Genomic DNA, 14,760 nt, shown 5'->3' with positions numbered 1-14,760 from the left:
TGTAACTATAATAAAAATATACCCATAATAATGTAGGATTTATTGATGTTTGTTTTAAGTAAAAAGTACCTAGAAACTAAAAACTATAACGAAGAGCTAGCAAAACAAATTGAAGAGTTAACTGCGCATAACGAACTACTATTACAAGAAAACAAACACTTAGAACAACAGCTAAGCTTTACACAAACCACAAATGACGAACAATTTACCGAAAACTTACTTTCAAGCTCTATAGATTGCATAAGCCAAATTGAAGGTGTTCGCCAAACGGTGCTTGAGTCTTACTCAACCATTGAGCAAGAGAGCCAAGTTAGCTATAAAATAAATGAGCTTTTAAATAACTCAAACGAATCATTAATGCATATAGCCAGCGAGATGGAACTTATGACCCATAAAATGGGTAGCATGAGTGAAAACATATCTGGCCTTTCAAGCCTTGCTGGTAGTATTAATACCTTTGTATCGACCATTTCTAAAATATCGGATCAAACAAATTTATTAGCACTTAATGCCGCCATTGAGGCTGCCCGAGCAGGTGAAGCTGGCCGAGGCTTTAGCGTGGTTGCCGACGAAGTACGCGTACTCGCTACTAACACAAATAAATCGGCTCAAGAGGTTGCCGACCTAGTAAAAGAAATTATCGATAAAACAGAAGTAACTGTAACTTCCGCCGACGACATACAACAAAATAACACACAACTTACTAGCAATTTTGCATCGCTGAATAGCGATTACGCATCAATCATTGATTTTTTCACCAGCATGAAAAACACCATTTCGCAGGCATCTATACGCTCATTTATTCAAACCGTTAAGTTAGATCATATTGTATGGAAAGGTGAAGTGTACGCCGTAGCCAATGGCAAAATTAATAAATCGATAGATGATTTTACCGATCACACCATGTGCCGCTTAGGTAAATGGTACAAGTCAGACGAATCAAATGAATACAAATCACTAAGCGCATTTAAACAAATAGACAAGCCCCACAGTGAAGTACACAAAAACGGCGTACAAGCGCTACAACTAATTAAGCAAGGCAAAAAAGCCGAAGCTGTTAAACACATACACTTAATGGAATCAGCCAGTGAACAAGTAATACATTTACTCGATCAGCTAGTTCGTTAAAAAATAGCGGGCTAAATTAACTTTAGCCCGCTACCTTTTCTATAAAAGCTGAAATTTATTCCTTACTTGCACTTTCTTACTTAACTAACCTATAAAAAACGTTAAACAGGAATGTGCATGTCTCGCTTATTACAAACACTAATCGCTACCAGCCTATTACTTATTGGTTTTATGGCTCAAAGTTACGAAATTGAAGATTTAGGCGATGGCCTCCACCGCTTCATTGACGACAGACACCGCTCGGTATTTTTAATCACTCCACAAGGTGCAATAGTTACCGACCCACTTAATAAAAAAGCTGCTACTTGGTTAAAGGAGCAAATTAAAACTCGCTACAACGTACCGGTAAAATATGTTGTATACAGTCATAATCACAGCGACCATATTTACGGCGCAGAGGTATTTAAAAGCCCGAACACAACCTTTGTTGCGCACAAATTTACCGCACAAGATATTAAAAACACAAAAATAAAAACTGTTATGCCTAATCTTACCTTTGATGACGAACTAATACTTACCCTTGGCGGCTCAACCTTAAAACTTAACTACCACGGTCCTAATGATGGACGAGGCTCGGTAAGTATGCTGTTCGAAAAGCAAAAAACACTATTTGTGGTCGACTGGATAGTTATTGGCAGAATGCCATGGCAAAAACTATGGAGCTACGATATTCAAGGTATGATTAATTCAACCCAAGCGGTTTTAAAATACGACTTTAATACCTTTGTGGGCGGCCATGCCGATATGGGTAATAAAGCCGATGTAGCACGTTACTTACGCTATATAGAGCAGCTTTACAGCCAAGTAACCGCAGGCGCACTTGCAGGGCAAAGCCTAGAGCAAATAAAACAAAACGTTAAGCTCGATGAGTTTTCAGATTTAAAGCAATACCAAGCATGGTTGCCACTTAATATTGAAGGCGTATACGAGCGCCTTATGGAAGAGTCGGGCATGGGCTGGCGCAGCGATTTATAAATTGTATGTGTATGCATTTGTTGCTTAAATACAAGTGCATACGTATTCACATTGAATTAACAATGCGAGCTTGTGATAGTGCACTTTTTGTATGCTAAGGCGCCACCATGAAATTAGTTGCTTTACTGTTTAGCTTATCAATATTTGTAGTGCATACCAGCTATGCAAACACGCCCAAAGTGCAAGTAAGCAAGGGCCATATTGAGGTGATCGACAATATAGAATCACAGTTTGTAAAAAACCGTTTTTTAAATGTATGGTTACCGCCAGGTTACAGCAAAAACACCACATACGATGTACTTTACATGCACGATGGCCGCATGCTGTTTGATGCCAATAGCACATGGAACAAGCAAGAGTGGCGCGTAGATGAAGTAGCCGGCTCATTAATAGAGCAAGGCAAAGTACGCCCATTTATTGTGGTAGGCATTCCAAACGCCGTAGAAAACCGCCACAGCGAATACTACCCACAGCAACCGTTTGAGGCCTTGAGCAAACAAAAGCAAAACGCCCTATACCAGTTAGAAAAATACCCAGGCCACAAATTATTTGCCTCTAAGGTGTACTCAGACAGCTACTCACGCTTTTTAGTTAAAGAAGTTATTCCTTATATAGAGTCTAACTACAACGTAAATAAAGGCGCGCAGCACCGCTATATTGGTGGCTCTAGCATGGGTGGGCTTATATCGTGGTACACACTACTTAATTACCCTAACGAATTTTCAGGCGCTATTTGTATGTCGACCCACTGGCCAGGTATTTTTAGCCACGACGACGAAGTCTTTGCCGAGTTTCAAAATTACATTGCCAACAACATCGCAAAGCTGAGTAACCAAAAAGTGTATTTTGATTACGGCGACAGCACTTTAGATGCCATGTACCCTAAGCTACAAGCGCAAATTGATGATTTATTTATGGCGCAACAATACCCAGCAAAGCTATGGCAAAGCCAGTACTTCCCGGGGGAAGATCATACCGAAAACGCATGGGCAAAGCGCCTACACATTCCCCTTGAGTTTATGTTTAGAAAAACCAAGCAAGCTGCGGCCGAATAATCATTTATACCAATCTGCTTAATTAAGTGATCTATTTTGATGATTAGTATTATAAGTAATACGCCCTATCAGTAATCATTAAAAAGCGGCTTAACGTTCATTGCGTTAAGCCGCTTTTTTAATAGACTTTTAAACCTAATTAACCAAATAATTAACTAAAATCGACCACCACTTCATAGCGCCCTGGCATGTCGTTTACATCGTAAACCCAGCCGTGGCGTTTTATTATTTTTTCGCTTAATTGTAGGCCTAGTCCGTACCCTATGCTGACGTGTTTTGCTAAGGGCTCGCTCGCTTTAGGGGCATCGCCCTGCTCACTACAATTAACAATAGTGACTTTACTGCCTTGCTGCGTAATGTGTACTTGGCCAAATTGGGTATGTTGGTAGGCATTACGAATTAAATTAGTCAGTACAATTTGGCACGCAGTAGCATCGGTTGTAATAACGCTCTCTTGTTGGGTGTTTAAAACCACCTCAACGTGCTTCGCATTAAGCAAGTAGTTAAGCTCATTACTCAGGGTCGTTATTTTATCACTAAGGTTTACAGGTTCTGGACTACTTTGCTGATCTTCGTTGCGGCTTAGCCATAATAACGTATCGGTTAAATCGTTCATGGTTAAACCGGCGCGCTCTATACGCTCAAGTGTAAGCTGTTGTTTATCACTTAACGGGGCTTTTTCGCTCAGCCGATTGAGTAGCTCAACGTTACTGCGAATAACCGAAATTGGCGTACGCAGCTCGTGGCTGGCATAGCTTAAAAAGCGCTGCTCGCGCTCTACGCTTTCATTCGCCGAAAGCAAGCTGCTGCGTATTAATGTGGCTAAAGTGTTTAGTTCGTTATATGTAAAATCGGGCGGTGTTTGCTGTAGATTAGTTTGGTTTAACGATTTAGCCCAGCCCCTTAACGACTCCACTGGCTTAGCTATTTTTTTCATTACCATAAACAAAAAAAACGCAAATAACACAATGGCAGCAATGCCTGTAATGGCAATCCATAGCATGCGTTGTTCGGGCTCTATATTAGCGAGCAATTGTGGTTTGTCTTTTTCGAGCATAATGCGCGATATATAACGCGGCTCGCCTTCGGGGTTTGGATAATACACCACAAAAAATAAATTTTGCGGCATAGAAAACATCGATGGCCTGTCTTTTGTTTTATGTAAAAGCCCCACTTCTGTTGGTTTTTTAAAACGTTGCTGAATTGACGCAGGCATGTCTTCCCAGCGGCTTGCAATATTAAAGCCCACCAGCTCTTTTGTTTCCCCTGGCTTTACTTCTGTGGTTTGCGAAAGCTTTAACATAACCCCGTTTAAGCCTTTATCTAGCCCATCAATAAAGTAATTTACACTTAAAAACGAAAAGCCAATGGCCATAGCAGAGCTAAGCACCACCATACTGGCAAAAAAGTAGAGCCTTAAACTAGGCCTTATTTTCATTGTGGTTGCCCTTCATTTGCTGTTATTGCAAAGCCCACACTAGGAATGGTCTCAAGTGTAACTTGGTGTGTGGTGGCTTCTAATTGCTTACGTAAATGATGCACATGCACTTTTAAACTGTTGCTGTCGGGCTGCTCTTCGCCCCATATAGCTTGCATAATTACACTGCGCGTAACAGGCTGCGGCGCATGGCGTACTAAGGTTTCTAGCAATTTAAATGCAATGGGCGATAACTTTAATGTTTGCCCCTCTACATCGGCACTGCGCTTTGCTAAATCTAAATTTAAATTAGCTAAGGTGAGGCGTTTTGCCTCACCACTTTTGCGCTTTGCCAGCACTTGTACCCGCGCTACTAGCTCTTTCATGGCAAAGGGTTTTACTAAATAGTCGTCGCTACCGGCGGCAAAGCCCTCTAGTTTGTTATCGAGGCTATCGCGTGCGGTCAACATTAATACCGGAATATCTTTACCTTGTTCACGCAATGTTTTGCACATTGTTAAGCCGTCCATTTTGGGCATGTTTACATCTAAAATAATCATCTGATAATCATTAATTTGCAGTAAATTTAAGCCCAAAACGCCGTTACTTGCATGGTCACACTCAATGTCTTCTATATCGAGGTAATCAACAATTGTTGTTGCCAGGTCTATGTCGTCTTCAACCAGTAGTACGTTTATCATTAAGAGGCAGCTCCTTGGGTGCGTTTACCACTTAAAAAGTCTAACACATTGGCAAGTAAGCGCTTAATGTCTATTTGAATCATTAATAATGCCGGAATAAGGATTAACGTAATAACCGTGGCAAACAAAATACCATAACCAAGTGATGCCGCAGCAGGGATTAAAAACTGTGCCTGCATTGAGGTTTCGCTTAATAACGGCACTAAGCCCGCATAGGTTGTAATTGAGGTAAGCATTACCGCGCGCAGGCGGCTTGTGCACGACTCTACAATGGCATCGTGCGTGCTCATGCCTTCATCTTTTACCAGCTCGTTAAAGCGCGATACCAATAATAGGCTGTCGTTTACAACCACCCCACTGAGCGCCAAAATACCATTTAAAGAAAGTATGCTGATGGTTAAGTCGTTCCACCAATGGCCTAAAATAGCACCCACAATACCAAACGGAATCGCCACCATAATCAATACTGGTTGAATGTACGATTTAAGCGGAATCGCCAGCAATACGTAAATAACTAATAACGCGGCTATAAACATAGTGGCCATTGAGCCTGTTGTTTCGTCTTGCTCTTCGGCTTCTCCGGCAAAGTGAATACTTAAGTTAGGAAATTGCGCGTTAAGCTCAGGTACTAAATCGCGGCTTAAGTTAGCAACTAATTCGTTAGATGCCACAATGTTTTTATCTACTTGTGCGCTTAAGTAAATTGCACGTAAGCCATCAATGCGGGTTATTTCATCTTGCTGATATTCGCTGCTTATATTGGCTACGTTAACCAAAGGTACTACGGTGCCATCGGGTAACCTTATACGCGATTGCATTATATCGGCTGGTGTTTTACGGGCGTTTTCTGGGTAACGTACACGTACTTTTACTTCGTCTTTATCGCGCTGGTAACGCTGTACAATTGCTCCACCAAAAGCTTGTAAAACCTGCTCTGATAGGCTCGCCGTATCCATACCTAAAGCGCGCCCTTGTGCATTTAAGCTAAATTTAAGCTGTGGCTGACCTGGGTTTAAATTATCGTCTATGCCATTAACACCAGCAGTATTTTGTAAGCGCTCTTTAAACAGTGCGCCTGCGGCCATTACAGTTTCGTCATCCCACGCTTTTAACTCTACTTTAAAGTTATCGACCATTTTACGTGTAGCCAATACTTGTAGTTTTTTGCTGCCCTCTGGCATACCGACAAGGCGCTGCCATTCTTGTGCAAATTCGCTTGCAGTAAAGTCGCCCTCGTTTAATAGCTCAACACTTACCGTACCGCTAGTATCGCTACTGCTCACTAATTGTAAGCTCGTTATTTCGCTCTCTTGCGAGTCAAACTTATCCATTAAATTTTGCTGGGCTTGTAGTGCACTTTGCTCAAGCGCTAACAAGTTTTTATTAGTTTGTCCGTACGCTGCATCGTTTTGCATAACAAGTTCAGCGGTTACGGTATCGCCGGCAATACTTGGGAAAAAACCTACTTTTACTGCACCGGTCATAGGCATACCAACAACCAGAATAAAAAAGGCCACAAATGCAGCAACAATGGCGTATCTAAATCGTAACGAGTATTCAATAACGCGGCGGTACACTTTATCGCTAAACCAAGTTAGGCTGCTGTCGGCGCCGTGCTGCACCTTTGACCACAAGCCACTAAGGCCCGACTTTAACTGACGTTTAGTACTTACGTGGGCTAAATGCGACGGTAAAATAAGTTTTGATTCAACAACCGAAAGCAGTAAACAAATCGTCACTACGGTCGCAAACTGAGAGTAAATTTTACCTAAATTGCCAGATACATTCGAAAGCGCAACAAACGCAGCTACCGTGGTTAATACGCCAAATATGGTGGGTACAGCCACCTTCATGGTGCCTAAAATCGTGTTATTAAGGGTGTCGCCGTGTTTTTTGCGAGTGGTGTAAATACTCTCCCCCACAACCACGGCATCGTCAACCACGATCCCCAGTGCCATAATAAAACCAAAGGTGGTCATTTCATTTATAGTCAGTGCGGTGTAGCTGTCGGTCATAAAGTACAGCGTGCCAAAAAATACAAATGGCAAGCCACCCGCAACCCATAGCGCAACGCGTACATTTAAAAATATCGCTAAAATAACAAACACCATAATAATACCGGTTACAGCATTTTTAGTAAGCAGCGATAGGCGCTCGGTGATCATGGTGCTTTTGTCGTGCCAGCTTTCAAGCTCTACATTTTGCGGTAATAAGCCGCGCTCGTGCCATGTATCAATTACGCTTTGTGCTTGCTCAACTATGGTGGTTATATCGCTATTTTCATCCATTAAAATTTCAATGCCTACGGCATTTTTCTGGTTATAACGACTTAGTGAGTTGGTATCTTCTGCGAATGTGTCGGTAACGGTTGCTACATCACCTAATTTAATTTGTGTGCCTGATTGCGTTTTAAGTAACACAATATTGGCAAAGTCGCGCTGCCAGTAAGCTTGATCTGCCGCTTTTAGGCGCATTATTTTATTGCTATCGCGCAAGCTAGTAGAAAGCGGGCTCGATGATTCGTTGTTAATCACCTCGCTTACATCGCTAATTGTTAAACCGTAGGCTTGTAGTTTGCCTTCGTCGATTTCTACCGACATCATAGGATCAAGCACGCCCGATTGCTCTACATCGCTAATGCCCGATTTAGCTAATAAATCGGCTTTTAGTTTTTCACCTAGGTTTTGCAAAGTATGGCGGTCGGCATCACCAAATAATTGTAAGGTTAATGCGTGATCTTGCCTGCGCGCTTTGTCGATCACCGGCTCTTCGGCATCTGCCGGAAAGTTATTTATGGCATCAACTTGGTTTTTAACATCGGTGAGTAGCTCATCAAGCGAGTAATCGGTTTTTTTCTCAATGCTTACATGGCTGCCGCTGGCATCAGATGTAGAGGTAATGCGCTTAATACCCGGTACGGTTTCAAGGGCCTCTTCTACTTTTAGGGCGATGCCTTCTTCTGCTTGTAAGGCATCGCCACTGTCGTAAACCACCGATACCGAAATAGTATCTGGCTCAAGGCTTGGAAACGCCTCTTTACGCAAAGTAGAAAGCGACATTATGCCCATAACTATTACGCTAATGAGTAATAAATTGGCGGCTACTGAGTTGTTAGCAAACCAGCTAATAATACCGTGCAAAGGGTTAGTATTATTAGGTAATTGCGGTGCTTGATGCGGGCTCATTATGGCATCTCCTCAACAATTGGGTTTACTAACATATCGTTTAAGTAGCTTACGAGTGGGCGAGCCACCACACGTAAATTAGTGTGTCCTTCAATAGGAGAGATATAAACGTAATCACCGCGCTCAAATAGTTTTTGCGCTTGAATGCTCATTAACGTGTTTTGCTCGTTTACGTACCAAATTAAGCCTTCTTGCGATACTGCTGAGGCGGGTAATTTAATTACGTTGTTAAGCGCTTTACCGGCAATTTGTACCGCTAAAAATGTACCTGGTAGCAATGGTGTTGCTTGCTCAAAAGGTTTGTCTAGCGCAACCACTACACTGCGCTGGCGAGAGCTATCGTCAAGATGCTGCTCAAAACGAGCAATGTAACCTTGCCACTGATTCTGTGTTGTTACATCACTTAAAATAACCTCGCCCGACTTATCGCTTGCCAGGTTTTGCCATTGGCTTAATGAAAGCGGTACGCTAATTTCTACTTTGTCGGTGCTGTTTAATGTAGCCAGTGTATCGCCAATGCTTACGTAAGTGCCTAAATCTACATCGCGCGATAAAATAACAGCATCAAACGGCGCACTTATATGGGTGTTTTTTTCATCACGCTGCGCAGTTTGTAGTGCGTATTGGGCGTTATCGGCCGTTGCTTGGGCGGCTTCTAGCTGTAGCGTTCTAAATACTAAAGGTGAGCTTGGCGCTTGTGTTACACCCGAGCGCTGCCATTCACGCTTTGCTTGGTTTCCTAAGTCTTGCTCTTCTTGTAGGGCAAGTTTGGCATCTGCCAATGTGGCTTTAGCGCTCGCGACTGCTTGTAAGTATTCGGTGTTATCTATTTGTGCAAGCACTTGGCCCTTTTTAACTACATTACCGGTAGCAAATTGCTCGCTCATATTGGTTATTTCGCCCTTAACTTGTGCTTTTAAGCTAAGTGCCCAGTGTGCTTTAGCCTCACCGTGGCCGCTAACATAGGCTTGATAAGTACTTGGCACAGCATTTATAACCGATACATTGGGTGACACAGATTTAGCCGGCTCTGGCTTTGGGCCATTTGCTTGCTGCGCCATTTTTTGGCCGTTATATGAAATAGCAAGCCCTATACAAACAATGGCAACAAGAGTTACAACAACAGGTACTGGCGAAATTTTCATGACGATACTCCAAGGCCCAAGGCAAGGCCTAAATCTATACGGTTAGTTAAAAGGGTGTAATTTATTTGGCTTAGCTGAGCTTGTAGGTCGTACACCTGCTGCTGCACGGTTAGTAAATCTAAAATATCAACCAAACCTTGCTGGTATTTGCTTTGGTAGTTGCTATAACTGCGCTTAGCACTGGCAAGTGCTTTACTAATTTGTAGCTGCTGCTGTGTTAATGATTGCTCTTGACCTAGTGCATTTTCTACTTCGTTTACGGCGCTAAGTAGCGTGTCTTGGTATTCCCAAAACGCTTGTTCGGCATTTAGTTTTGCAATATCAACTTGTGCACGAAGTGCCCCGCCTTGAAACAACGGCGCACTTAAACTGCCTAATAAGTTCCATACTGGGCTGGTTAATAATGCTTGGCTTGGTGTAGTTGCTAAATCGCTAAGCGATGCCGAAAGCGTAATGCTTGGCAGTAAATCTTTGTAAGCTACATCCACTAAATAACGTTTAGATTGAATATTGTAATAGGCACTTTGTAAATCGGGGCGACGCGCTAAATCTTGATCTGGTAGCGCGCTTAGCGGCTCAATTACCTCAGGTAAAACAGAGGTAGTAGGTAAGTTTTCAAGTTTATCAACGCCCACTAATAATACTAAAGCACGTTTAGCTTGCGCTATTTGTTCTTGATAATCGGCAATAGTGGCTCGGGTTGAGGCGGTATTTGTACGCGCGGTATCAAGGGCTTCTAAATCACCTAAGCCGTATTGGTAACGCTCAACAATACTTTGCTCGTTATTTTCTAAAACAGTTAAACGCTGCTGCTCTATGTTAAGTAAATCTTGCTGCAAAATAATGTTTAAATACGTGCGCATCACGCTGGCTACTAAGGTGTCTTTAGCGCCTTGGTAAGTGGCCTGATTACTGGCTATGGTCATGTCTTGCGCGGCTACGTTATCAGCAATTTTTTGCCATACGTCGGCCTCCCAGCTAACCCCTAGTGATGAGCTGTACTGCGTGCCAGTTGTTTCGTTGCGCTGAGCGTCAAAATCGGCATCTACACTAAACCACTGGCTTGCTGCGGTAACATCGCGCTGTGCATAAGCAAGTTTTAGCGCCACATGCACTTGGTTAAATGAAGGATTATTTGCAACGGCTTGGTTAATAAACGAATCAAGCCCCGCTATATTCACTAAATCAGTGATATAACTTACCTCGGTTGCATCATCTTGTGTGTATTGCCAATTTGCATGCTGCTTTAGCGATTGCTCGGTGCTATTACCTGTATAGCTTGGCTGGCTACTACACGCAGCAAGCGTGCAGCTAAGTGCAAGCAATAAAACCGTTGAGCGCTTTTTAAAATAAACCATTTAACTGTGCCTAATTTACATCATTACACACAGTGTATTAGGGCAAGGGTTAAGGATGGGTTAAAAGGGGTTAACTTGCTTTAGACAAATTAGTATTTGCCTCGTTTAGCCAAATTACGTAGCCTTTGGCAAAAATACTCACTTAAAACTCATATGCATAAATTAATTTTTACCCTTTTTTTAATACTCCCCACGTTATTGCAGGCTCAAGTAACCTTAAGTGATAAAACCATTAGATACAGTGGCCAAATCAACAAACAAAATAACAATACGGCAGCTGAGCTTTTAAAAACTAACCCTACAATTAATACATTTACGATTACCAGCGGCGGCGGAAACATAGATTTAGGGATGGACTTAGCCGAGTTAATTTTGGCGCATAAGCTAACGGTAAACATAAAGCAGTTTTGCTTTTCGTCGTGTGCTAATTATGTGTTGCTTGCTGGGCACCCTACTACAATTGAGCCCAATACGATTATTGGCTGGCATGGGGATGCAGCCTCAGCTAAGTGGTTAGATAGTGATATTGATGCCATGGTAAAGCATTTAAAAGAACCACAAAAAAGCAAAAAGTGGCAGGCATTACGCGCCCATTACGATGAGGTAATTGCTAAAGCAAGCTTGCGCGAAAAAGCCTTTTACACAAAGCTAAATGTAAATCACGACCTACTCACAGTAGGGCTAAAACCCAGTTTACGCAGTGCCGCCATAAAGCAACGTGCGCGTGGCTGGACGTACTCACCTAAGGTGCTTAACTATTTTGGAATTAGCAATATTAGCTATAATAATTGGCAACCTCGTTCAGTTAAAAATTTTCCGCTGCTTATTATTAGCGACTTAAACTAATAACCATCCCCCCACTTTACTAATCTCATTTTTACTCACAATAAAGCCCTGTTAATAGCAGGGTTTTGTGTTTTAGCTGCCTTAGAAATACTTTGTGGATACTCACTATTAATATGACAAATACTTCACACACTTTAAAATCTAATTGATATGCGTTATCATTCGTAACATCATTAACTTTTAATATTAACAATAATGAACAAGCTAATTAAATTTACCCCAATATTATGCGCGCTTGCGTTGGCTGGTTGTGGCGGTGGCTCTGGTAATACTGCTCCACAGTTTTCTCAACCTAATTTAAGTTTTACTGTAAACGAAGACACCGCTTTTTTAGGCCAAGTAACAGCTACCGACGATGACGCCTTAAGCTATACGCTTGCTAATGCACCAAGCAATGGCATCATAGCAGTTGAAGCAAACGGTGAATTTACCTACACACCATTTAGTAATTATTTTGGAGAAGACACAGCAACCATTAGCGCAAGCGATGGCAGCTTAACGGCTAATGTAGTGATACGCTTTAGCGTAGAAAATGTTAATGATGCCCCGCAGCTACTCACTACTAATGTATTTGTCACCTCTTCAACCACCACTCAAGGGGTTATTACTACACAAGACTTAGATGGCGACACCGTAACTATTAGCTTAATAACACCACCGAGTAATGGCGTAATGAGCATAAATAGCACCACGGGTGAATTTACCTATGAGGCTCAATCTCTAAGCAGCATTGATGAGCAATTTGAAATTAGCTACACAGATGGCCTAATTAGCGAGCCGTTAACTGCAATTATTTCACTAAGCCCATCTTATGTAACTAACGAAGATAAACTTAATTATTACTACAGCTCTAGTCTGTCGCACTTAAAACAAGCCGACGAGTTAAGCGCAAATATTGCCGATGAACTTTCTCGATATGAGGTATACGCAACCCAAGCTGCGGCCTATGCACGTGCAGGATTTTTAGATACTGCTAACGACTATTTAGCGCTAATAAACGAGCAAACAGCGCGTTCTTCGGCACTAAAAGATGTGGCACAAGCACTAGATGAAATAGGCCAAACAGAACAAGCTAACGATTACCGTGACCAAGCGGTGGCGGCCTACAACCAATACTTAGCTGATAAAGGCTTTGATAACATTGCCTCATCAGACGCATCAGCGCTTTATTCTTTAGTAAAAAGCTATTTAGCTGCTGATCAAGTTTCGCAAGCAAGTAATTTGTTAAATACAATTTCATTATACGCAGAGCAAGTACGCGAAGACGAATACACCTCAAGCTATGGCTACTTTTTAAATGGCGTACGCTTATCAATAGATGACGCCCTACAAAGCTATGCGCAAAGCCTAGATGAAAGCGATTTAACGCAAGCCAAATTGCTTGCTAATAATTACGCGCAACTTGCAGTAAAAACAGGTTACAGGCTAGTACGTAGCGGCGAATACGAAGGCCAACCATACGAGCAATACAAAACGCTACATGGTGCATGGGCTGCGCAATACCTTTATAGAGCTGGTGAATTTGAAGCGGCAAAAGACTATACCAACCAAGTACTTGCCATGTATGGTTCAACGGGTTTTGATAGTAACTACGCTTACTCTGCATCGCCTTACAGCGCCGCTACTTTGGATAACTACACTTACCCTATTCAATTTTTAGCAGGCTTAATTGAAGGCCTATACCAAAGCGGCGAAAACCCAGCAATAACGCTATCAGACAGCGAAACCGATATAAACAGCGCGCAAGAGCAAGTGTATGGTTTTAATATAGCTAATCGCCTGCTTGGTGGGGAAGATATAACGAGTGCCGCAGCACAAGCTCGCAGCTTTTTTATAGAAAATGGTGATTACAACGAATTTTTTAGAGCGCTAACATCGCTTGATAACGTCCCTGGCACAGGCCTAATTTTAAGTGAAGCTGGCAGAAACGATCTAGCACAGCAAGTATTTACCTATGCTGGCGACTTTATAGCCTCGGATGACTACATAAGCAAAGAATCATCAACCACGCTTTTAACCGGTTCCAAGGGCTGTAAATTGTTAGTTGATTTAACTGCGCAAGTCGGTGGTGATACAGCAAATTCCGCTAATAAATGCTTAACCATGCTTAATACGCTCAATGCAGGCGATATACGTACGCTAAGTAATACCTCATCAATTGCAGCTCATAATCAAGTAATAGTATCGCTTATTAAAGGCGGCTTATCGGAGCAAGTAGCTGGTGTACACAATCAACTACTTAGCTACATTGCACTAGATGAAGATACCGAAGACAGGTTTGAAGCCCGCTTAGAAACCTTAGGTTACTTAGTTAATGCAAACCAAACATCACTGGCAAGTACCACTTTAAATGATGCTATTACTGAAATAACGCCTGAGCTAAATGCATTAACAAGCGATCAGCTAGAAACTATTTTAGCCGCTGTTAAAGCCGAAGTAATTGGCTTAGAAGAAGCTCAAACAGGTGAATTTGAACGTTATTCTATGCTTTCAAGTATGGGCACTAACGCGGCGAATATTAGCGATTTTTCAGCAAACTATAGCAATGCAAAAACACAAGCTAGCACGCTTTTAAATACGCTTGAGCCTCTTATTTTAAACTTTGCCGATACAATTATTGCCGACAACATGGAAGATTTAGTAAACAGTTTTACGCTAATTAACGATACCACTAAAGCACAAAGCTTAATAAATAATGGCGTTAATGGCGAAGCCGATCAGCTTGAGCTTTACATAGGCATGACCAACTTAGTCGCCTCTCGTGATGACTTTAAAGGCATAGCTATTGCCAGCGTAGATACTGACCACGACGGCTTACCTAACTTCTTTTTACCTAACACCAGCGATGAAGATATAGCCTTAGCTGGATTAATTGCCGACCAAGACGCCGATAACGATGGCGTAATTGATAGCGAAGACACTACCCCACTAGGTATTTAACTAAGAGCCG

Annotated in this window: 10 protein-coding genes; 5 read left to right on the top strand and 5 right to left on the bottom strand. The window is 42.1% G+C overall.

Translation table 11 applies throughout. The annotated features are described in order from the left end of the window. Window positions 1-45 precede the first annotated feature (45 nt). The 3 genes from ALFOR1_RS03480 (at window position 46) to ALFOR1_RS03470 (ending at window position 3,158) form a co-directional block, all read left to right on the top strand. Window positions 46-1,128 carry a methyl-accepting chemotaxis protein gene (locus ALFOR1_RS03480; protein WP_104642081.1) on the top strand — a complete coding sequence of 361 codons (1,083 nt, stop codon included), beginning with the start codon at window positions 46-48 and terminating at the stop codon, window positions 1,126-1,128. A 117-nt stretch (window positions 1,129-1,245) separates the two neighbouring features. Next, complete coding sequence (locus tag ALFOR1_RS03475; RefSeq protein ID WP_104642080.1) at window positions 1,246-2,103, top strand: MBL fold metallo-hydrolase; 858 nt, start codon at window positions 1,246-1,248, stop codon at window positions 2,101-2,103. Window positions 2,104-2,210: 107 nt separating this feature from the next. Beyond that, on the top strand, window positions 2,211-3,158 hold the full coding sequence (locus tag ALFOR1_RS03470; protein WP_104642079.1) for an alpha/beta hydrolase: 948 nt from the start codon (window positions 2,211-2,213) through the stop codon (window positions 3,156-3,158). Between the two features lie 151 nt (window positions 3,159-3,309). Here the strand turns inward: ALFOR1_RS03470 and ALFOR1_RS03465 are convergent, their stop codons facing one another. The 5 genes from ALFOR1_RS03465 to ALFOR1_RS03445 are packed head-to-tail and all read right to left on the bottom strand — an operon-like array spanning window position 3,310 to window position 10,964. After that, a complete protein-coding gene (locus tag ALFOR1_RS03465) occupies window positions 3,310-4,596 on the bottom strand; it encodes a sensor histidine kinase (RefSeq protein WP_104642078.1) in 1,287 nt (428 codons plus the stop codon). Next, window positions 4,593-5,276 carry a response regulator transcription factor gene (locus tag ALFOR1_RS03460; RefSeq protein WP_104642077.1) on the bottom strand — a complete coding sequence of 228 codons (684 nt, stop codon included), beginning with the start codon at window positions 5,274-5,276 and terminating at the stop codon, window positions 4,593-4,595. The genes ALFOR1_RS03465 and ALFOR1_RS03460 overlap by 4 nt, the downstream gene beginning before the upstream one ends. Beyond that, window positions 5,276-8,461: an efflux RND transporter permease subunit gene (locus ALFOR1_RS03455; protein WP_104642076.1), complete on the bottom strand. Its 3,186-nt coding sequence runs from the start codon at window positions 8,459-8,461 to the stop codon at window positions 5,276-5,278. The genes ALFOR1_RS03460 and ALFOR1_RS03455 overlap by 1 nt, the downstream gene beginning before the upstream one ends. Beyond that, the gene (locus ALFOR1_RS03450; RefSeq protein ID WP_104642075.1) at window positions 8,461-9,606 is read right to left on the bottom strand and encodes an efflux RND transporter periplasmic adaptor subunit; all 1,146 of its coding nucleotides are present in this window, start codon (window positions 9,604-9,606) and stop codon (window positions 8,461-8,463) included. The genes ALFOR1_RS03455 and ALFOR1_RS03450 overlap by 1 nt, the downstream gene beginning before the upstream one ends. Beyond that, on the bottom strand, window positions 9,603-10,964 hold the full coding sequence (locus tag ALFOR1_RS03445) for a TolC family protein (RefSeq protein ID WP_104642074.1): 1,362 nt from the start codon (window positions 10,962-10,964) through the stop codon (window positions 9,603-9,605). Before ALFOR1_RS03445 ends, ALFOR1_RS03450 begins: the two co-directional genes overlap by 4 nt. A gap of 153 nt (window positions 10,965-11,117) precedes the next feature. On the opposite strand from ALFOR1_RS03445, the gene ALFOR1_RS03440 reads away from it, so the two are divergent. Both ALFOR1_RS03440 and ALFOR1_RS03435 read left to right on the top strand, forming a co-directional pair. Continuing rightward, window positions 11,118-11,810 (top strand): hypothetical protein, encoded by a 693-nt coding sequence (locus tag ALFOR1_RS03440; RefSeq protein ID WP_227006913.1) that lies wholly within the window; start codon window positions 11,118-11,120, stop codon window positions 11,808-11,810. A gap of 195 nt (window positions 11,811-12,005) precedes the next feature. Further along, complete coding sequence (locus ALFOR1_RS03435; protein WP_104642072.1) at window positions 12,006-14,750, top strand: Ig-like domain-containing protein; 2,745 nt, start codon at window positions 12,006-12,008, stop codon at window positions 14,748-14,750. Window positions 14,751-14,760: the final 10 nt, after the last annotated feature.

The sequence above is a fragment of the Pseudoalteromonas carrageenovora IAM 12662 genome (assembly GCF_900239935.1).
Lineage (GTDB): Bacteria > Pseudomonadota > Gammaproteobacteria > Enterobacterales > Alteromonadaceae > Pseudoalteromonas > Pseudoalteromonas carrageenovora.
The sequence above is the reverse complement of the archived record's forward strand: the minus strand, read 5'-3'. Positions and strand labels throughout refer to the sequence as shown.